This is a genomic window from Burkholderia sp. BCC0405 (assembly GCF_902833075.1).
Taxonomy (GTDB): Bacteria; Pseudomonadota; Gammaproteobacteria; order Burkholderiales; family Burkholderiaceae; genus Burkholderia.
Genome location: NZ_CADFEO010000012.1, coordinates 45,875 through 63,216 on the forward strand (window position 1 = coordinate 45,875; position 17,342 = coordinate 63,216).

Annotated in this window: 17 protein-coding genes and 2 pseudogenes; 9 read left to right on the forward strand and 10 right to left on the reverse strand. The window is 67.3% G+C overall.

Annotated elements, in window-relative coordinates; all coding sequences use genetic code 11:
• Positions 1–12: 12 nt before the first annotated feature.
• Positions 13–348, reverse strand: a pseudogene (locus HWX36_RS20700) (helix-turn-helix transcriptional regulator); the annotation flags it as partial.
• Between the two features lie 3 nt (positions 349–351).
• Here HWX36_RS20700 and HWX36_RS37270 point away from each other — a divergent pair.
• The 4 genes and pseudogenes from HWX36_RS37270 to HWX36_RS20715 form a co-directional block, all read left to right on the forward strand.
• A pseudogene (locus HWX36_RS37270) lies at positions 352–540 on the forward strand (hypothetical protein); the annotation flags it as partial.
• Positions 541–752: 212 nt separating this feature from the next.
• Entirely contained in the window at positions 753–1,307 is a 555-nt protein-coding gene (locus HWX36_RS20705) for a protein tyrosine phosphatase (protein WP_175954215.1), read from the forward strand.
• Between the two features lie 371 nt (positions 1,308–1,678).
• On the forward strand, positions 1,679–2,011 hold the full coding sequence (locus HWX36_RS20710; RefSeq protein ID WP_175954217.1) for a type II toxin-antitoxin system RelE/ParE family toxin: 333 nt from the start codon (positions 1,679–1,681) through the stop codon (positions 2,009–2,011).
• A complete protein-coding gene (locus HWX36_RS20715; RefSeq protein WP_175954220.1) occupies positions 2,008–2,337 on the forward strand; it encodes a transcriptional regulator in 330 nt (109 codons plus the stop codon). Before HWX36_RS20710 ends, HWX36_RS20715 begins: the two co-directional genes overlap by 4 nt.
• A 24-nt stretch (positions 2,338–2,361) precedes the next feature.
• Here HWX36_RS20715 and HWX36_RS20720 read toward each other — a convergent pair whose 3' ends face one another.
• Both HWX36_RS20720 and HWX36_RS20725 read right to left on the reverse strand, forming a co-directional pair.
• Positions 2,362–4,380, reverse strand: a complete 2,019-nt coding sequence (locus HWX36_RS20720; protein ID WP_175954222.1) for an LssY C-terminal domain-containing protein — start codon at positions 4,378–4,380, stop codon at positions 2,362–2,364.
• Between the two features lie 102 nt (positions 4,381–4,482).
• On the reverse strand, positions 4,483–4,935 hold the full coding sequence (locus HWX36_RS20725) for a hypothetical protein (RefSeq protein WP_175954224.1): 453 nt from the start codon (positions 4,933–4,935) through the stop codon (positions 4,483–4,485).
• A gap of 321 nt (positions 4,936–5,256) precedes the next feature.
• Here HWX36_RS20725 and HWX36_RS20730 point away from each other — a divergent pair, with 321 nt between their 5' ends.
• The 3 genes from HWX36_RS20730 to HWX36_RS20740 all read left to right on the forward strand — a co-directional run bounded on the left by HWX36_RS20730 (position 5,257) and on the right by HWX36_RS20740 (position 8,619).
• Positions 5,257–5,901 carry a response regulator transcription factor gene (locus HWX36_RS20730; protein WP_175954227.1) on the forward strand — a complete coding sequence of 215 codons (645 nt, stop codon included), beginning with the start codon at positions 5,257–5,259 and terminating at the stop codon, positions 5,899–5,901.
• Positions 5,898–7,688: a sensor histidine kinase gene (locus tag HWX36_RS20735; protein WP_175954229.1), complete on the forward strand. Its 1,791-nt coding sequence runs from the start codon at positions 5,898–5,900 to the stop codon at positions 7,686–7,688. Before HWX36_RS20730 ends, HWX36_RS20735 begins: the two co-directional genes overlap by 4 nt.
• Positions 7,689–7,938: 250 nt before the next feature.
• Positions 7,939–8,619 carry a hypothetical protein gene (locus HWX36_RS20740; RefSeq protein WP_175954231.1) on the forward strand — a complete coding sequence of 227 codons (681 nt, stop codon included), beginning with the start codon at positions 7,939–7,941 and terminating at the stop codon, positions 8,617–8,619.
• A gap of 12 nt (positions 8,620–8,631) precedes the next feature.
• Here HWX36_RS20740 and HWX36_RS20745 read toward each other — a convergent pair whose 3' ends face one another.
• A complete protein-coding gene (locus tag HWX36_RS20745) occupies positions 8,632–9,942 on the reverse strand; it encodes an MFS transporter (protein ID WP_175954233.1) in 1,311 nt (436 codons plus the stop codon).
• Between the two features lie 122 nt (positions 9,943–10,064).
• Positions 10,065–11,081 (reverse strand): ABC transporter substrate-binding protein, encoded by a 1,017-nt coding sequence (locus HWX36_RS20750; RefSeq protein WP_175954235.1) that lies wholly within the window; start codon positions 11,079–11,081, stop codon positions 10,065–10,067.
• A 238-nt stretch (positions 11,082–11,319) separates the two neighbouring features.
• Here HWX36_RS20750 and HWX36_RS20755 point away from each other — a divergent pair, with 238 nt between their 5' ends.
• Together HWX36_RS20755 and HWX36_RS20760 are read left to right on the forward strand one after the other, a co-directional pair.
• On the forward strand, positions 11,320–11,985 hold the full coding sequence (locus HWX36_RS20755) for a response regulator transcription factor (RefSeq protein WP_175954237.1): 666 nt from the start codon (positions 11,320–11,322) through the stop codon (positions 11,983–11,985).
• The gene (locus tag HWX36_RS20760) at positions 11,972–13,420 is read left to right on the forward strand and encodes a sensor histidine kinase (RefSeq protein ID WP_175954239.1); all 1,449 of its coding nucleotides are present in this window, start codon (positions 11,972–11,974) and stop codon (positions 13,418–13,420) included. Before HWX36_RS20755 ends, HWX36_RS20760 begins: the two co-directional genes overlap by 14 nt.
• 339 nt (positions 13,421–13,759) lie before the next feature.
• Here the strand turns inward: HWX36_RS20760 and HWX36_RS20765 are convergent, their stop codons facing one another.
• From HWX36_RS20765 to HWX36_RS20785, 5 genes are all read right to left on the reverse strand, one after another.
• The gene (locus HWX36_RS20765; protein ID WP_175954241.1) at positions 13,760–14,281 is read right to left on the reverse strand and encodes a hypothetical protein; all 522 of its coding nucleotides are present in this window, start codon (positions 14,279–14,281) and stop codon (positions 13,760–13,762) included.
• Positions 14,282–14,298: 17 nt separating this feature from the next.
• Complete coding sequence (locus HWX36_RS20770) at positions 14,299–14,634, reverse strand: hypothetical protein (protein ID WP_175954244.1); 336 nt, start codon at positions 14,632–14,634, stop codon at positions 14,299–14,301.
• A gap of 564 nt (positions 14,635–15,198) precedes the next feature.
• A complete protein-coding gene (locus tag HWX36_RS20775; RefSeq protein ID WP_175954246.1) occupies positions 15,199–15,645 on the reverse strand; it encodes a hypothetical protein in 447 nt (148 codons plus the stop codon).
• A 75-nt stretch (positions 15,646–15,720) separates the two neighbouring features.
• Positions 15,721–16,485: an ABC transporter ATP-binding protein gene (locus HWX36_RS20780; protein ID WP_175954247.1), complete on the reverse strand. Its 765-nt coding sequence runs from the start codon at positions 16,483–16,485 to the stop codon at positions 15,721–15,723.
• The gene (locus tag HWX36_RS20785; RefSeq protein ID WP_175954249.1) at positions 16,482–17,339 is read right to left on the reverse strand and encodes an ABC transporter ATP-binding protein; all 858 of its coding nucleotides are present in this window, start codon (positions 17,337–17,339) and stop codon (positions 16,482–16,484) included. Before HWX36_RS20785 ends, HWX36_RS20780 begins: the two co-directional genes overlap by 4 nt.
• Between the last annotated feature and the right edge of the window lie 3 nt (positions 17,340–17,342).

The following is a 17,342-nucleotide window of genomic DNA, read 5'->3' on the forward strand; positions in this document are numbered from 1 at the left end:
TCGTACCGCGATTCAGGAACGGCCGCTGTCCCGTTGCGCCGCGCAGCGATACGCGCCCGGCGGCACGCCGTACCGGCGCTTGAACGCCTGCGAGAAGCTCGACAGATTTCTGAAGCCGAGCCGCTCCGCCACGTCCGCGAGCGACAGGCGCGCGTCGCCGAGCAGCGTCTCGGCCATCGCGCCTCGCGCCTGCGCGAGCAGCGCCCGGAACGTCGCGCCCTCTTCCTGCAGCCGGCGCTTGAGCGTGCGCGGGCTCGTGTTCATCAGCCGCGCCATGTCCTCGAGCGAGAACGGCGGGGGGCCGGGCGTCGCGGTCAGGTACTGGCGCACCCTCTCCGACGTGCCCACCACAAGGTGCTGCTGTCGGATGCGCAGCGGCTGGCCCGTCATGCGCAGGCTTGCGGCGTGCCGTGCAAGCTGGAGATTCATGCGGCGCGCTGGCATGTGTTTCATCTGCAGGCGTTTTACCTGCGGTCGGCGCGGGATGCGTTGCGAACGCTGGCGGGGTTTGCGGCGGAGCGGGTGGCGGTGACGGCATGACGATGAAGCGGTCACCCGCGGCGATCGGGGCCGTGGTTCGCGGCTTCCCCGATCGGGCACACGGCGCACGCCCCGTCACCAGGCCCGCTTGCCGCGAAGCGACGCCATCTTGCAAAAACCAGCCGTTTATTTTTTTCCGTCGCATGCGGCCGTCATGATCTCCCGCAAGCCCCGGCGCGCCGCCGGGGTTCCCCCACCCTCGCGGAGACATCATGAAAAGAAGGCACACCCTCAACACGCTGGCGCTGCTCTGTTGCGTCGGCATCCAGTGCGCGACTTCGGCATTCGCCGACGAGCCGAAGAAGGTGGCGTTCGTCGACACCGGCAACACCGGGCGCAGCGTGATGGCCGAAGCGATCGCCGGCCAGTTGATCGCACAGCGCCACGCGCACGTCGCGGTGATTTCACGCGCGGTCGACGAGGATCCGTACGACGAAAAGCCCGAGGAAAACGGCGTGATCCTGATGAAGCGCCGCGGCATCGACACGTCCGCGCACCGTTCGGTGCAGTTGAACGCGAACGACGTCAAGCATTCCGACGTGATCCTGACGATGACCGACAAGCACAAGGAGAAGGTGCTCGCACTCTATCCATCCGCCGCCGGCAAGGTGTTCACGCTCGCCGAATATGCGTCCGGGAAGCACGTCGACGTGCCTGACGCGTGGGGCAAGCCGATGGACTTCTACGAATCGGTGACCGCGCAGCTCGACACGTACATCCCGGCCGCGCTCGACAAGGTCGCGACGGCCGCGCCGGCGAAGCAGTAATGCGGGAAGACCTGCCGGCATGCAACGCGCACGACGCGCCGGCGCCGGCAGGTTTGCCGTTCACGTCACTCCCTCCCAACACCCCACACCCGGCGCGTGCCTCGTCCTCGCGCCATCGACACCGGCCATTCGGCCGAATCGCCACCGTACGCACCGGATGAAAGAATGATCGTCGTCCGGGAAGCCGGCTTCGCTGCCTGAAACCCCGAACCATGAAGGCGCTGCGTGCGCTCCGGCCGCGGCGCCGCTGCGTTGCACGCCGTCTCGATCCGACGACCGGCAACGCGTGCATCGCGCCCCGTTCGCACCGCCTGTTGCCGGCCGCATGGTCGCCTCGTTCCCTCCATCCTCTTTGTAGCTTTTAAGTTACAATGCTATCCAAGTTCGAACTGCTTCGCTATCAGCGCGACGACGGTCGCGAGCCTTTCACCGAATGGCTGAACGCCGTGCGCGACAAGCTCGCCCAGGCGCGGATTCGCGAACGCCTGCGCCGCGTGCAGACGGGCAACTTCGGCGATTGCGAGCCTGTTGGCGAAGGCGTGATCGAACTGCGCATCCATATCGGCGCCGGCTATCGCGTGTACTTCGGCCGGCACGGCGGCGCACTGGTACTGCTGCTGTCCGGTGGCAACAAGAGCAGTCAAGCCGACGACATCAGGCGCGCAAAGGAACACTGGTCGAACTGGAAACGGAGGCAAATGTGACCACACTCAAAGGCGCGGTTTCGCACCACGATGCGGAAGTCGCCGAACTCGGCGCCGATCGCGAACTCGCGGTGGCCTATCTGCGCGTCGCAATGGAGTCGCTCGACGATCCCGACAACCGCGCGGCCGGCCTGCTCGCGCTACGCACGGTCGCGGAAGCGTACGGCGGGCTCGGCGCCGTCGCGGCCGAAGCCGGCATCAGCCGCGAATCGCTGTATCGCACGCTGTCGCCCAACGGCAACCCGACGCTGAAAACCCTGCTCGCGGTACTCAAGACGGTCGGCCTGCGCCTGTCCGTCGTCCCCGCGCAGCCCGCACACACGTAAGCGGCACACCACCCGCCTGCGCCCTCACGGCCGAACCATCCACACCAGCAGCATCGCCACCGGCGCGTTCGTCATCCCCGCCGGCGGACGCTCGATCGTCGGCTCGATCGACAGCGCCTGCGCAATCGACGCCGCATCGTCGATCGTCGTCGAGCGCACGATCGTCATCAGCCGCGCCGGCCGGCGCAGCGTCTCGCGATACAGCGCGCCGTACCACAGCGGCCGCGTGCCGAGCGCGTCCTGCAGCACGTACGGATAACGCCACAGCCGCAACACGAGGCGGCTTTCCGGCTGCCCCGGATCGACACGGACGAACACGCGGCGCGTGCTTTCGCCGTGCGTGTAGCGCGGCAGCACCGGCAGCGCATCGGCCGGCGCCTGCGGCAACAGCCAGCGCAGCGCGGTGGCCGGCGACCACGGCGTCGCGCGCTGCCAGCCGGCCTGCGCGAGATGCCGGTCGAGCGTGTCCGACGTCGCGCTCCATTGCAGCGGCAGATATTCCTCGCGGTCGCCGCCGATCTCGGTGCGCCGCATCGGCACGCGCTGCCACCCGCCGCGCAGCCACTGGTCGACGGTCATCGCGACCACGTCGCCGGCATGCGGGCGCGACGCGCGGTCGAGCTGCCATTGCACAGGAACCGTCCATACGCCGGCCGTCGCGAGCACCACCGTCACCGCGACGAGCGCGCCCCTCGGCTGCACGTGCTCGCGCACGCGCCAGTACGCATAGGCGCCGGCCAGCAGCGCGAACCAGGCGAGCCCGAGGCTCCAGCCGCCCAGCAGGCCCGACAGCCACGTGTCGCCGACATACAGCCGCGCGAAGCCGCCGAGCACGATCCACAGCACCACCGCCGTCACGACCGGAACCCGCCACCGCGCGGGCCGGTCGCGCGTCAGCACCCAGCCGAGGCCGCTGCTCGCGAGAATCGCGAACGCCGCTTCGGCATCGGGCAGCGGCACGTGCAGCGCGCCGGGCGGCAGGCACGCGGGCGTCGCGCCGGGCATGCCCGCGCCGAACACCGGCACGAGCACGACGGCAACGCCGACGGTCACGAGCCACCACGCGGCCGTCAGCCAGCAGCGATGGATCATCAGCCAGACGAGAAACGCGGCCGCAACGATCAGCCCCGTGTCGTGCCCGTGCAGGACGGCCAGCGCGCGCATCGTGGCGTCCGCCGGTGGCGTGCGCAGGTTCTGCAGGAACGCATACAGCGCGATATCCGCGTGCATCAAGGGATCGTTCGCGACGACATCCCGCACGAGGCCCGCGAACAGCCACACGCAGCCGATGAACAGCAGCGCGAGCACCGGCACCGCCCCCGGCAGGCCGCGCACGTATGCAATCGCGTCGTGCAGCCGCGCGCCGAACCGCGGCCAGCGGCGCGCGCAGGCGTGCACGCCTTCTACGAGCGCACGGCGCAGCAGCGGCCAGCCGCGCTGCAATGCGACGCGCACGCCGATCCACACGAGTGCGACCAGCGCCGCGACCACCAGCAGGATCACGGCGACCCGCACGCTGATCGCCGCGGCCAGCGCGGCCGACGCCCCGAACAGGATGCCCGGCGCAACGTGCACGGGCGCCCAGATGAGCGCCGAGACGACGTTGACCGGATAGAACGACCGGCGCGGCAGCGTCGCGCAGCCGACGACGACCGGCACGACCGCGCGCACCGGCGCAAGAAAACGCGCGAGCACGATGCTCTTCATGCCGTGACGCAGCACGAACTCCTCGCCGCGCGCATAGGCGGCCGCATAGCCGAAGCGCGTCCACGCATGGCGGATCACGCCGCGGTAGCGCCGCCCGAGTTCGTAGCTGATCCCGTCGCCGATCACGGCGCCGACCGCCGCGACACCGATGGTCGTCCAGCCGTCGAGCGCGCCCGCACCGATCAGCGCACCGGCCGCGAACATCACGGCGCCGGCCGGCACGACCGTGCCGATCAGTGCGATCGCCTCGGCGCAGGCCGCCACGAACACGATCGCGAGCACGAGCAGCGGATGCGCGCCGATCGCGCCGATCCACGCGTGGATCGTGTCGCTCATCGCGCGCGCCTCGGTGGGGCCACGCGGCGTGCGAACACCGGGCCGGCGCTGACAGGGGGAACGTTCATCGGGAGGTGCGCGCGGTCGCGCCGGCGTAACGGATCAGTCGAATTCGTGCTGCCGCGCGTCGGCCTCGAGCGGCGCGTCGTGGTAGCCAACCGTCGCGATCTCCTGCAGATAACGCGCGAGAAACGCATCGATCGAGCCGGCGGCCTCGTACTGATGCACGTGGCGGAATTCGTGGGTCAGCAGGCGGCGCGTGTCCTGCCCGCGCAGCACGTACACCGCATGACCGAGCGTGAGCCCGATCGTCCCCGGCGACAGCAGCCCCGAGTCGCGGGCGATCGCGGCCAGCGACGGCACCTCGGGGAACGGCATGAGATCGACGATCACCACGCGGATCCGCTCCGGCTGCGCGACGCCCACCGTGCGCGCGTCGTCGGCTTGCGCCGGCGTCAGCGGCGCGCCCTGCGCGATCCCGCGCGCCGCCTCGGCTTCGGCCCATGCAACGGCGGCGGGTAGCGCGGACGGCACGATATCGGCAAGATCGATCATCAGGTGGCTCCTCGAGCGGTGAGATGGCATCGGGCACCAGTTTAGTCCCGAATCGGGACGGTTCGCGGGGCGGCTCGCGACGCGCGGCGCCTTGCTGTTGCGGCCGCCGCAGCCGCCAGGGAATACCCTGATTCATACCCGCTCCGTCGCATACCTTTTCCCCGCGATTATTTCGCTTCAGTGCACGATCCGCGATCGTCCATCTCGAAAATTTCCCGGATGTGTACCGTTTTCGGATTCGGCGGAATATATTGATCAGAAGAACAGCCGCGGCGACCACCTGACAGCAGAACGCTGCGTCATCCCGAAGAGGATCGCTAGATGATCAGGGTAATTCTGGCTGACGATCACGCAGTCATGCGGGACGGACTGCGTTACATCCTGGAAAGGGCCGGCGGTTTCGAAATCGTCGGCGAGGCAAGCGACGGCTCGGCCACGCTTGCGCTGGTCGAGCGCGGCGACGCCGACGTGCTGCTGCTCGACCTGTCGATGCCCGCGCCGACCGGCATCGAGCTGATCCGGCTGGTGAAGCGCCAAGCGCCGTCGCTGCGCACGCTCGTGCTGACGATGCATGCGGAGGCGCAGTACGCGGCGCGCGCGTTCAAGGCCGGCGCAACCGGCTACCTGAGGAAGGACAGCGCGACCGCCGAGCTCGTCGAGGCGGTCGGCAAGGTCGCGGCGGGCGGCGTCTACGTGAGCCCGTCGGCAGCCGAAAGCCTCGCGCTCACGCTGCGCACACCGGCCGAGACGCTGCCGCACGAACGGCTGTCCGCGCGAGAGCTCGACGTGATGCGCCGCATCGTCGCGGGCCAGACCGTCACGCAGATCGCGACCGAACTCGCGCTGAGCGTGAAGACGGTCAGCACGTACAAGACACGGATCCTCGAGAAGATGGAACTGCCGCACGAAGCCGCGCTGGTCCGCTACGCGGTGCGCCACGACCTCGACCCCGGCGGCAACGCATGACGGCCGCCGTCCCCGTCCCGCCCTTGCTCCCGGACGACGACGACCCGGACGCGTCGCACCTGTTCATGTCGTCGCTGCCACCGGGCCGGCGCGAACGGCGGCTCGCGCTCGCGACCGTGCTCGTATCCGCCGTGATCTTCGCCGCGCTCGCGCCGTTCGCGGGCAGGCCGCTTGCGCCGGGCTGGGCGTTCATCCCCGTGTACCAGTCGGCGATCGTCGTCAACGACATGGTGACGGCCGGCCTCCTGCTCGGCCAGTACGCAATCCTGCGCGAGAAACCGCTGCTCGTGCTCGCGGGCGGCTACCTGTTCACGGGCTTCATGGCCGGCACCCACATGCTGACCTTTCCCGGGCTGTTCGCTCCGACCGGCCTGCTCGGCGCCCGCGACCAGACCACCGCCTGGCTGTACCTGTTCTGGCACAGCGGCTTTCCGCTGACGGTCGCCGTGTACGCGCTGCTGCGCACGACGTCGCGCGCGGCGGGCCCGATCCCGGCCCCGCAGCGCCACGCGGCGATTCCCGTCGTGCTGTGCATCGCGGCCGCGGCCGGCGCGACGGTCGCGCTCGCGCTGCTCGCGACGGCCGGCCACGACCTGCTGCCGCGCATCATGAACGGCAACCGCATGGCCGCGCCGATGACGAACGCGATCACGATCGTCTGGGGGCTGAACCTGGTGGCGCTGATGCTGATGTGGCAGCGGCGGCGGCGCCATTCGGTGCTCGACCTGTGGGTGATGACGGTGCTCGTCGCGTGGCTGTTCGACATCGCGCTGTCGTCGATGCTCAATCACGGGCGCTACGACCTCGGCTTCTACGCGGGGCGCGCGTACGGTCTCGTCGCGTCCAGTGTCGTGCTGTTCGCGATGCTGTTCGAGAACGGCCGGCTGCATGCGCAGACGGTGCGCGCGCTGGCCGGCGCGCGCCACCATCATCTGCTCGTCGCGCAGAAGAGCGCGCAGCTGAACGACGCGAACGAACGGCTCGAACAGCGCGTCGCCGCGCGCACCGCGCAACTGAGCGCGTCGAACCGCGACCTGCGGCGCGAGGTCGAGGAGCGCGTGCGCGCGGAGCGTGCGCTGCAGGCGTCACGCGAGGAACTGCGCGAGATCGCCGCGATCAGCGCGAGCGCGCGCGAAGCCGAGCAGCGCCGCATCGCGCGCGAGCTGCACGACGAACTCGCGCAGACGCTCGCGACGCTGAAGAATGAGCTCGAATGGCTGATCAACCAAGTGCCGCAGGACGACGCGCCGCTGGCGCGCAAGATCGCGGCGATGCATACGATGGCGCGCGGCGCGGTGGCCGCGACGCGCCGCATCGCGTCGGACCTGCGCCCGCTGATGCTCGACGATCTCGGCTTCGCCGCGGCGATGCAATGGCTCGTGGAGGATTTCCGGCAGCGTCACGGGATTGCATGCGAGCTGCACGTCGATCCGCCCGAGCTGCAGCTCGACGAACCGTATGCGACAGCCGTGTTCCGCATCGCGCAGGAAGCGCTCGCGAACATCGCGCGGCATGCGGCCGCGTCGCATGCGGATGTCGAGCTCGTGCACGGCGACGATACGATCGCGCTGACGATTCGCGACGACGGCGCGGGATTCGATCCCGGCGTGCCGCGCAAGTCGGGATCGTTCGGGCTGGTGGGGTTACGCGAGCGCGCGTACCTCGTCGGCGGCACGCTGCGGATCACGACGACGCTCGGCGAGGGGACGACGGTCGAGGTGGAGATTCCGCTGTCGCCTGCGCAGGTGACGGTCGCGCATGGCGGGGTTGGGGGGCCGCGCGCGTAGGCGGGACGACGCGATGCCCGGCCGCCGGCCGGTCGTCAGTGGTAATCGTCTTCGCGTCGATGGCGGGCGGCCAGGATCGTGAAGCGTCCGTCGTTCGCACCCTCGGCTTGTGAAATGCCCGTGCCCCACCCGCCCATCCCTGCGCGCTACGCGCGGTGACGGCGACGGCGTGGCGCTACAATCCTTCGCCATCACCGTCCCGCGTCCTTGTGCGCCCATGCGCCAGCGGATCGCATTCCCCTTCGCCACAATGAAAACACTCCGCAGCTACGTCCTCGTCTCCTGTGCGGTGCCAGCCGGCTGGCTTGCCGTATCGCTGCTGTGCTGGCCCGTCCTGCTCGCGCTGCAGGCCCTGACGACGGCCGTGTTCATCCCGCATCCGGCCGGCAGCTACATCGGGCTCGGGTTCGTGTCGACCGCGCGGCTCCTGGATTTTCCGACGAGCTTCGTCGGCGCGTTTTCGGTGCCGTTCATGAACGTGCCGCTCGGGTTCATCGCGATCGCCTGGTGGTTCGCCGTCTGGCTGATCGTACCGTCCGCATACCGGCGCTACCGCACCAAGCCGCGCGGCCGTGCGTCACGGGCCGTCGTGTGGCGTGCGGTCCGATCGTGGCTGATCACGACTGTCGTGCTCTTCGTCGTCGCGATACCGTTCCTGCGGCGCTACGAAATCGTCACGCCCGATCATCTCTACGTGCGGCACCTGTTCGACTGGCACGAGCGCGCGTATCCGCTTAAGTCGCTGAAGGAGATCCGCGTGGACATGCCCGAATACAGTCGCGGCATCGTCACGTGGGACTTCATGTTCGACGGCGGGAACCGATTCTCCACGACCGCGCCGGACATCGACGCGCTCAAGTACCTGCTGTCGAACAACGCGCACGTCTCGACCAACTTCAGGGTCGTAGGAAACCACGTGACGATGCGGTGACGCCGCACGCCGTCACGCCCGCGCCGCCACCATCCCCCGCTCCGACCGCGTCCACGCGACCAGCGCGCCGATCCCGAGCAGCGCGAGACACACGATCGGCACGATCATCGGCCCGAACGCGGTGCCCGTCACCTTGCCGGCAAACGGCATCAGGTTCTGGCTGAAGAAGCCGCCGAGGTTGCCGATCGAGTTGATCGCCGCGACGCTCGCCGCCGCCCGCGCGCCGGTGAAGTAGCGCGGCGGCATCGACCAGAAGCACGGATACAGCAGCGGGATGCACGCGCCGCCGAGCACCAGTGCGATGAAGCGCAGCGGCGTCGACGGCAACACGAGGCTCAGCAGGAAGCCGAGCGCGCCAAGCGCCGCGACGATCGCGATCGTGCGCAGGATGCTCTTCGCGCGGCGCAGCTTCGCCGGCAGCCACAGCAGCAGCAGCACGGCGAGCGCCCACGGCAGCATGCTCAGGAAGCCGTTCGTGCTGCTCGATACGCCGAACGACTTCACGAGCGTCGGCAGCCAGTACGTCACGCCGTACAGCGACGTCGACATCAGCATGTAGGTCGCCGCGAACAGCATCACGCGCGGATCGAGCAGCGCCTTCCACGGCTGGCCGTGCTCGGCCTTCGCGGGCTTCTCGCGTTCGAGCGCGGCCTCGACGATCTGCTTCTCGCGCTCGTCGAGGAAACGCGCGTCGCGCACCGAGGCGGGCAGCACGCGGAACACGACGATCGCGACGATCACCGCCGGGATACCCGTCGCCACGAACACCCACTGCCAGCCCGCGAGCCCCCACACGCCGTTCAGGCTCAGCAGCACGCCGCCGACCAGCGAGCCGAGCATGTTCGCGAGCGCGCTGCCGAGCGTAAAGATGCCGAGCACCTTCGCGCGATAGCTCTGCGGAAACCACAGCGTCAGGTAGTAGATCACGCCCGGATAGAAGCCGGCTTCGGCGATACCGAGCACGAAGCGCAGCGCGCAGAACGCGGGCATCGACGTCGTGAAGCCCATCAGCACCGTGATGAGCCCCCACGTCAGCATGATCCGCGCCAGCCACACGCGCGCGCCGTAGCGATGCAGCGCGAGCGTGCTCGGCACCTCGAACAGCAGGTAGCCGATAAAGAACAGCGACGACGCGAGCCCGAACGCGGCTTCCGTCATCCCGAGGCTGTGCACCATCTGCAGCTTCGCGAACCCGACGTTCTGCCGGTCGATGAACGCGATCAGGAACATCACGACGAGGATGGGCATCAGGCGCCGCGCCAGCTTCGACATGATGCGCTGTTCTTCGGCGGACGCGGGGTCCAGGGTGTCGGTAGCGTTCACTTCAGGCTCCTTGCGTGAATCGGTTGTATCGCGGTTGTGTGGCGATTGCATATCGGTTGAATCGGCGCCGCCCGCGATGCTTGCACGGGCGCGACGGGTTTCGATGAAAGGAAGCGGCGGCATCAGCCCGACCGGTAGTCGTCGAGCATCGGCGCGAACATCTCGTGCCACGCGCGCGGCTTGGCCTTGATCGTGCCGGCCAGGTACAGGAATTCGACGTAGTCCATCAGCTGGTTCGGCAGCACCGAGAAGCGCGTGTCCGGCGCGGCGAGCATCCGCATCACGTCGTCGTGCGACACGCCGACGCCCGACGATGCCGCATAGAGCGCGGCCGCCGCGCGCGGGTCCTGCGCGATCAGGCGGTTCGCTTCGTCGAGCGCGCCGAGAAACGCGACGGCCAGCGCGGGCGCCGTATCGACGAGCCGCTTCGGCGCGAACACGACGTCGAGCGTCATCGGCCCGAGCACGTCGACCGAATTCACGACGCGGTGAATACCCGGCTGCCGCAGCTCGAGCGTCGAGAACGGCGGCGACGTGAAGTGCGCGGTGACGCCGTTCTCGCGGCGGATCAGCGCCTGCATCGCCTGCGGATGCGGCAGGTTCACGGTGATCGAATCAAGCTGCGCGAAATGCTTCGGGCCGAGTTGCCGGCTCGCGACCATCTGCAGCACGACCGCCGACAGCGACGTGCGGATGCCCGGCACCGCGATCCGGTCGGACGGCGTGAAGTCGCGCAGCGACGTCAGGCCCGGCCGGTTCGCGTTCAGCGACAGCGACGTGGCCGACAGCCCGCTGATGCCGATCACCTCGACGTTCGGAATGCCGCGCGCCCGCGCCCACAGCTCGATGAAACCCGGCGCGCCGGCGCCCGCGAAATCGAGCGTGCCGGCCATCATCGCGTCGTTGACGGAATTGCCGCCATCGAGCAGCACCCAGTCGACCGCGACGTCGCGCACGCCGTGGCGCGCCGCATGCCGCTCGAACAGCCGCTGCTTCTCCATCACGAGCAGCGGCAGGTACAGCACGCCATAGCCTTTGGAAATCCGCACCGTGCGCGGCTTCGCGCGCACGAGCGCCGGCGCGGCCAGCACGCCGAGCCCGGCGGCGATCAACGCGCGGCGGCGCGGCGACGTCGTCATGCGCGCGCCGCCGTACGGCGGGCGGCAAACGGCCACGCGAAGCCCAGCGTCGCGCCACGCCGCGCGTTCGTCGTGCCCATGACATGCTGCATGTTGCCGTCTCCTTGAATATTTCTGGTATTAATGCCGTCCTTGCATGCTGCATCCGGCTCGACACAGGTTATCGATCGAGTCTGAGAAAATGCTGACATCCCGGCCCCGGGAAAACCCCTAACCCACCCACCTGCGAAACGGCACCATGCGCATTCTCGTCGTGGAGGACGATGCCGAAATCGGCGCGGCGATCCGCAGCCGCCTCGTGCGTCTCGGCCATGCCGTCGATCTCGAAACCGACGGCGCGACCGCGCACGGGCTGCTGCGCGTCGAGCACTTCGATCTCGTCGTGCTCGACGCGAACCTGCCCGGCATGGACGGCTTCACGGTGCTGCGCCACCTGCGCGCATCGGGCAGCACGACGCCCGTGCTGCTCGTCACCGCGCGCTCGGCGATCGACGACCGCGTGAGCGGCCTCGGCCTCGGCGCCGACGACTACCTGGTGAAACCGTTCGATTATCGCGAGCTCGATGCCCGCGTGCAGGCGCTCCTGCGCCGCAACAGCGGCCATGCGAACGACGTGCTGACGCTCGGCGGCCTCGTGATCGACCGCAGCAGCCGCCTCGCGGAACTCGACGGCCAGCCGCTGTCGCTGTCGCGCCAGGAATTCGCGCTGCTCGAAATTCTCGCGAGCCGCCCGCAGCGGATCTTCTCGAAGGACGAACTGCTGAACCAGCTGTTCAGCTTCGGCAACGAGCCGACCGCGAACGCGGTCGAGCAGTACGTGACACGCGTGCGCAGGAAACTGCAGGGCAGCTCGGTCGAGATCCGTACCGCGCGCGGGATGGGGTACCAGATTGCGGCGCATTGACTGGTTCCCGAAGACGCTGTTCGGGCGCACGCTGCTGTTCATCGCGCTCGTCGTCGCGACCGGCGCGCTCGCGCTCGCGGCGATCGCGCGCTACTACGCGGGCGTCGCGGCCGAACGCGCGTACGACCAGTTGCTGGCGGGCGCATCGATCCAGGTCGCGGAAAACCTCTACGTACAAGGCGGCGTGCTCGCGCTGAATCCGCCGGTGGCCGCGCTGTCGACGCTGTCGCGCTACGACCTCGTCTACTACAAGGTGGTCGATTCGCGCGGCATCGTCGTGGCCGGCTACAACGATCTCGCGAGCCCCGCGACGCTCGCCGCCGCGAAACAGGGCCCCGCGTTCGCGAACGGCATGTACCAGGGCCACCGGATCCGCACCGCGACCATCGCACGCTACATGCCCGAGGAAAGCACGCCCGGCTGGGCGCTCGTGACCGTTGCGCAAACCACCAACGCGCGCCAGCAGCTCACGAACGACATGAGCATCAAGGTCTGGACGCTGATCCTGCTGATGAGCGTGCTCGCGATCGGTGCGAGCGGCCTCGCGATCCGGCGCGGCCTGCGCCCGCTCGCGCAGATCGGCGCGATCATCGCCGCGCGCGACCCGGCCGACCTGCGGCCGGTGGCCGTCGATACGCCGAGCGAGATCGACGCGATCATCGGGGCGATCAACGGGCTGATGCGCCGCCTGGCCGAGCGCATCAATGCGATGCAGCGCTTCATCGCGGATGCCGCGCACCAGATGCGCACGCCGCTCGCGCGGCTCGACGCGCAGATCGAGCTGCTCGACGGCGAAGCCGATCCCGCGCGTCACGCGGCGCGACTCGACGCGTTGCGCGCGACCTGCTCGGATGTCGGCCGGCTCACCGGCCAGTTGCTCAATCACGCGATGGTGATCCATCGCACCGAGGCCGTGCCGCTGCAACCCGTCGAACTCGTCGCGCTCGCGAAGGTCGTGCTCGGCCGCACGATTCCGCTCGCGGGCGAGCGCGACGTGGCCGTCGCGTTCGCAAGCGACGCGCCGCTCGCCTGGATCGACGGCGACGCGATCAGCCTGCAGGAAGCGCTGTCGAACGTGCTGCACAACGCGTTGCTGCACGGTCACGCGGACGACATCGTCGTCTCGGTCGCGACGAAGGGCAACGCCGGCGATGCCGTGACGCTGACCGTCACCGACAACGGTCGAGGAATTCCGCGCGAGCACTGGGATGCCGCGCTGCAGCCGTTCGTGCGGATCGCACCGGACGGCAGCGAACGGCGCACCGGGTCGGGCCTCGGGCTGGCGATCGTGCAGGAAGTGATGAAGGCGCACGGCGGGCGCGTCGGGTTTGCGTTCCCCGATGCGGGCGGGTTCGCGGTGGTGTTGACGTTTCCGCGCGCGACGGGAGTGGCAGTCGATAACATCGAAACCGGCGAACTGCCGCCGCGTGGATGACCGGAGAAGCAGGCGCCAACAGACAGTCAATCGCCTCCACTTCTCTCGCGGACAAGCAGAAACCGTCGGGAGTCGTCACTCGGAAATCTGCGACGGCAATGCGTCGGCTCTCACGAGCAACTTCTGACAAACTTATATTGAGCTCAACCGCGGCGCTTTTGATTCACCCACATCGCCGATTCCAATTTCGCTCTTTGACGTCCTATAAAATACCGACGACCACACGGGTGGTCGTCGGTTACTGGACCATACTGAACAATCTTGGTGAATCCGTCACCAGGATCAGCCAACGCATCTTCTCAACCACATCGGAATTGCGCTAGCCATTTTCAGTCAAGCTCATTGACTCAAGAGCAGATGGATGGCGCCGACTGGTGCCGAGGATCCACTCTTAACCGTCGTCGGGCCGGAAGTTGAGCCAGCCGAAAAACGGTCGCCATCGAAGGTCGCATAGACACGAATGGATTTTTCTGATTTTGGCATTACCACGTTATGTGACGCCTCAACCTGAGACGTATTCAGAAAAACCAATTGAACCAACTCACACGCCCCACTCGGCCCGCATCTTTGGGTTGTATCGTATCTATAGTAAGTGGATCCACGCGGCAAATCCGAAACCAAATAACTCCCCACCTCGGTATTATTTACATAAAAATGCAATCGGGAACTGGAGTTTTGAGAATTTGGCGATACCCGCTTGACAACGATGTCTCCCGTCAATTTAGCTTTAATCGTTACCGGTGCTCCCGGGCGCGGTGAGCTAGGCGTCACGGAGAGCTGAATATTAGTCGCGCTTGCGGCAAACACTGCTGCCGAACAGCAAAACGACATCACTGTTGCAATAATTAACTTGATAGGCATGATCTCGTGCCCATCTTTTAATTCGGGCTGGCAGAGATACCCAAAATTGCCGGGCGATCCGCAATACATCCTTGAACCGTGACGTAGATCGGCAGATCCGCGCTCAATGCGGTCAGCAAGAATGCTTGCTGGGAACGTCCCGATGCATCCCCGGCGGTCGCATATCCGTCACTCATACGGCACCCGTCCGGGTTCACGACAGGGGCAGCGGTCGACACGATCATTTGATCAGCACCCCAGTTAGTAAGCAGGCGCGTGATTTTCGCCGGTGCCGTGGATTGCGCTGAAAATGCGCTCAAAGATGTCGATGCAAGTGCCAGAGCAACTACCGATTTTACGATCGAATTATTCATATTTAAAATTGGTCAATTTGATTGGATTAATTGAATCGACACCTCCGATTCGGAAAATATTCTACTTTCATTACATGATCATTACAAGAAAATTTCACGCCGCTCCCCGGGGATCGTGCACCGAGTAAGCGTGGCCTGTACCAACGCCCGATGACAGCCTGACGGCCAGCAGTTGAGGGGGCTCGACACGCGATCACCCGGGCTCCACCGGCGAACGCAGTGCCTGTCAGGAAAAATTGGCTTTATCAATACTGCAACGGATGGTATCGATCAGCCTGAATACGCGTGCGGAGGAAGCCACCTCACAACAGATACCCACACATACGGCGATGCAAACGTTAAATCGATTGAATCGAGCAACTGTCGGATCTCTCGACAATGCATTGACAGAGCGCGATAGCGACGCAGTGCGGCCAAGTACGATGGGTATCGACACGATGTTCCAAACGAATTCGCTGCCTGCAAAATCCACCCACGCATGGGTGAACTTGACTGCACCGGGGTGCCACCCATGTTACGGGTGACGTTCCCGGCGAGACGTTCAATATCCGGCTGCGTACGTCCTCAATCGTCGCTGTCGTCATCGAAGCGGTTGCGCTCCATGTGCCGCGCGACCACCCGGTCCAGCTCGTCGTACTGACGATCGCAAAACAGCCGGCACAACGTATCGACGTCCGCGCGCGCGTCGACGTCGATCGTGTCGACATGCCGCTCCAGCTTGCCCTTGCCGATCCCGAACAGCCCCTTTTTCATCCGCATGGAAACGGCATTCAGCTGGAAGCCGCCCGCATGCGCATCGCTCAACGCGGTCACCCACAATTCCCGCCGATCGTCGGCATGCTGCAGCACGAGGGCCGGCAACGGGCCTTCCTGCGTATCGTCCCATTCGGCATGCTGCGCCGCCCACGGGAATGCATCGAATGCCTGCATGAATGACGGGTAATCCGTCGCCCCCTGCGGATCGAGTTGCTCGAAATCGTAGCCGACCTTCTGAATGGAATAAGTCAACATGGCGCGGTAGCCCCCGTGGCGTTCGAGTTCAGGAGAACGTCAATTTACGCTGAAATATAAGAAACGCCACACCCGCTACGCCGCTACGGCCTCCCCGCCGAGATACGCATCGCGCACGCGCTCGTCGTCGAGCAGCGTCTTCGCGGGCCCTTCGAGCACGACGCGCCCCGTCTGCAACACGTACCCGTAATGCGCGATCTCCAGCGCAAGGCTCGCGTTCTGCTCGACCATGAACACGGTCACGCCCTGCCGGTTGATCGCATCGATCAGTTCGAGCACCTTGTCGACGTACAGCGGCGACAGCCCCATCGTCGGCTCGTCCATGCAGATCAGCATCGGTCGCGCCATCAGCGCCCGCGCCATCGCGAGCATCTGCTGCTCGCCACCCGACAGCGTGCCCGCTCGCTGCGTCAGCCGCTCGCGCACCCGTGGAAACAGGTCGAGCACGCGTTCGTAGTCTTCCGCCACCGCCGTGCGGTCGCCGCGCGTGTACGCGCCCATCAGCAGGTTCTCGCGCACGCTCATGTCGCCGAACAGCCGCCGCGCCTCGGGCACGGCCGCGATTCCGCGTCGCACGCGCTGCGGCGTCGCGAGCGCCGTGACGTCGTCGCCGTCGAAGCGCACGACGCCGCGGCGCGGCCGTATCAGCCCGAGAATCAGTTTCATCGTCGTCGACTTGCCGCTCGCATTGCCGCCGAGCAGGCTGACGATCTGCCCGCGCCCGACCTCGAAGTTCACGTCGAAATGCACCTGCACCGGCCCGTAGAACGTGTCGAGGTGTTCGAGTGTCAGCAGCGCGTCGGTCATGGTCGTGTGGAGCCCTGAAGAAAGTGCGGTCATGCGGCCGCCTGTGCCGCGCGGTCGGCCGGCGCGCCGCCCGCATGGCGGCGGCCGAGGTACGCCTCGATCACGCGCGGATCGTGCCGCACGTCGTGCGGCGCGCCTTCGGCGATCTTCACGCCGTTGTCGAGCACCATCACGCGGTCGGACACGCGCATCACGAGTTCGAGCTTGTGCTCGATCAGCAGGATCGTCAGGCCGCGCGCCTTCAGCGACTGGATCAGTTGCAGCATCTCGGCCGTCTCCGTCTCGTTCATCCCGGCCGTCGGTTCGTCGAGCAGCAGCAGGCGCGGATGCAGCGCGAGCGCGCGGCCGATCTCCACGCGCCGCCGGTTCGCATACGACAGGCTGTGCGCCGGATGATCGATGCGCGGCGTGAGCCGCTCGCCGAACCCGGCGACGATCGCGCGCGCCTCGTCGCGCAGCGCGGCTTCCTCGCGTCGCACGGCCGCAGGCCGCACGAGCGCGCGCAGCACCTCGGCCGCCGCGCCGAGCGCGGGCCAGCCCGGCCGCGCCGCGCGCAGCCGCGCATGCGCGCCGATCAGCACGTTGTCGAGCACGCTCAGGTTGCCGAACACGCGGCCGTGCTGGAACGTGCGCGCGATGCCGAGCGCCGCCAGGCGTTCGGGCGCCGTGCCCGTGATGTCGCGGCCGTCGAACGTCACGCGGCCGGCATCGGGCCGGTCGGCGCCCGCGATCAGGTTGAACAGCGTCGACTTGCCCGCGCCGTTCGGCCCGATCACGCTCAGCAGTTCACCATCGGCGAGTGACAGGCTCGCGCCGTCGAGCGCGGTCACGCCGTCGAAGCGGCGCGTCAGGCCCTGCACGTCGAGCAGGGGTCGATGGGTGGTCATCGT

Coding starts and splice junctions, on each gene's coding strand:
- HWX36_RS20705 (WP_175954215.1), top strand. CDS start 753: ATGAAAAGAAGGCACACCCTCAACACGCTGGCGCTGCTCTGTTGCGTC.
- HWX36_RS20710 (WP_175954217.1), top strand. CDS start 1,679: ATGCTATCCAAGTTCGAACTGCTTCGCTATCAGCGCGACGACGGTCGC.
- HWX36_RS20720 (WP_175954222.1), bottom strand. CDS start 4,380: ATGAGCGACACGATCCACGCGTGGATCGGCGCGATCGGCGCGCATCCG.
- HWX36_RS20725 (WP_175954224.1), bottom strand. CDS start 4,935: ATGATCGATCTTGCCGATATCGTGCCGTCCGCGCTACCCGCCGCCGTT.
- HWX36_RS20730 (WP_175954227.1), top strand. CDS start 5,257: ATGATCAGGGTAATTCTGGCTGACGATCACGCAGTCATGCGGGACGGA.
- HWX36_RS20735 (WP_175954229.1), top strand. CDS start 5,898: ATGACGGCCGCCGTCCCCGTCCCGCCCTTGCTCCCGGACGACGACGAC.
- HWX36_RS20740 (WP_175954231.1), top strand. CDS start 7,939: ATGAAAACACTCCGCAGCTACGTCCTCGTCTCCTGTGCGGTGCCAGCC.
- HWX36_RS20750 (WP_175954235.1), bottom strand. CDS start 11,081: ATGACGACGTCGCCGCGCCGCCGCGCGTTGATCGCCGCCGGGCTCGGC.
- HWX36_RS20755 (WP_175954237.1), top strand. CDS start 11,320: ATGCGCATTCTCGTCGTGGAGGACGATGCCGAAATCGGCGCGGCGATC.
- HWX36_RS20765 (WP_175954241.1), bottom strand. CDS start 14,281: ATGCCTATCAAGTTAATTATTGCAACAGTGATGTCGTTTTGCTGTTCG.
- HWX36_RS20770 (WP_175954244.1), bottom strand. CDS start 14,634: ATGAATAATTCGATCGTAAAATCGGTAGTTGCTCTGGCACTTGCATCG.
- HWX36_RS20775 (WP_175954246.1), bottom strand. CDS start 15,645: ATGTTGACTTATTCCATTCAGAAGGTCGGCTACGATTTCGAGCAACTC.
- HWX36_RS20780 (WP_175954247.1), bottom strand. CDS start 16,485: ATGACCGCACTTTCTTCAGGGCTCCACACGACCATGACCGACGCGCTG.
- HWX36_RS20785 (WP_175954249.1), bottom strand. CDS start 17,339: ATGACCACCCATCGACCCCTGCTCGACGTGCAGGGCCTGACGCGCCGC.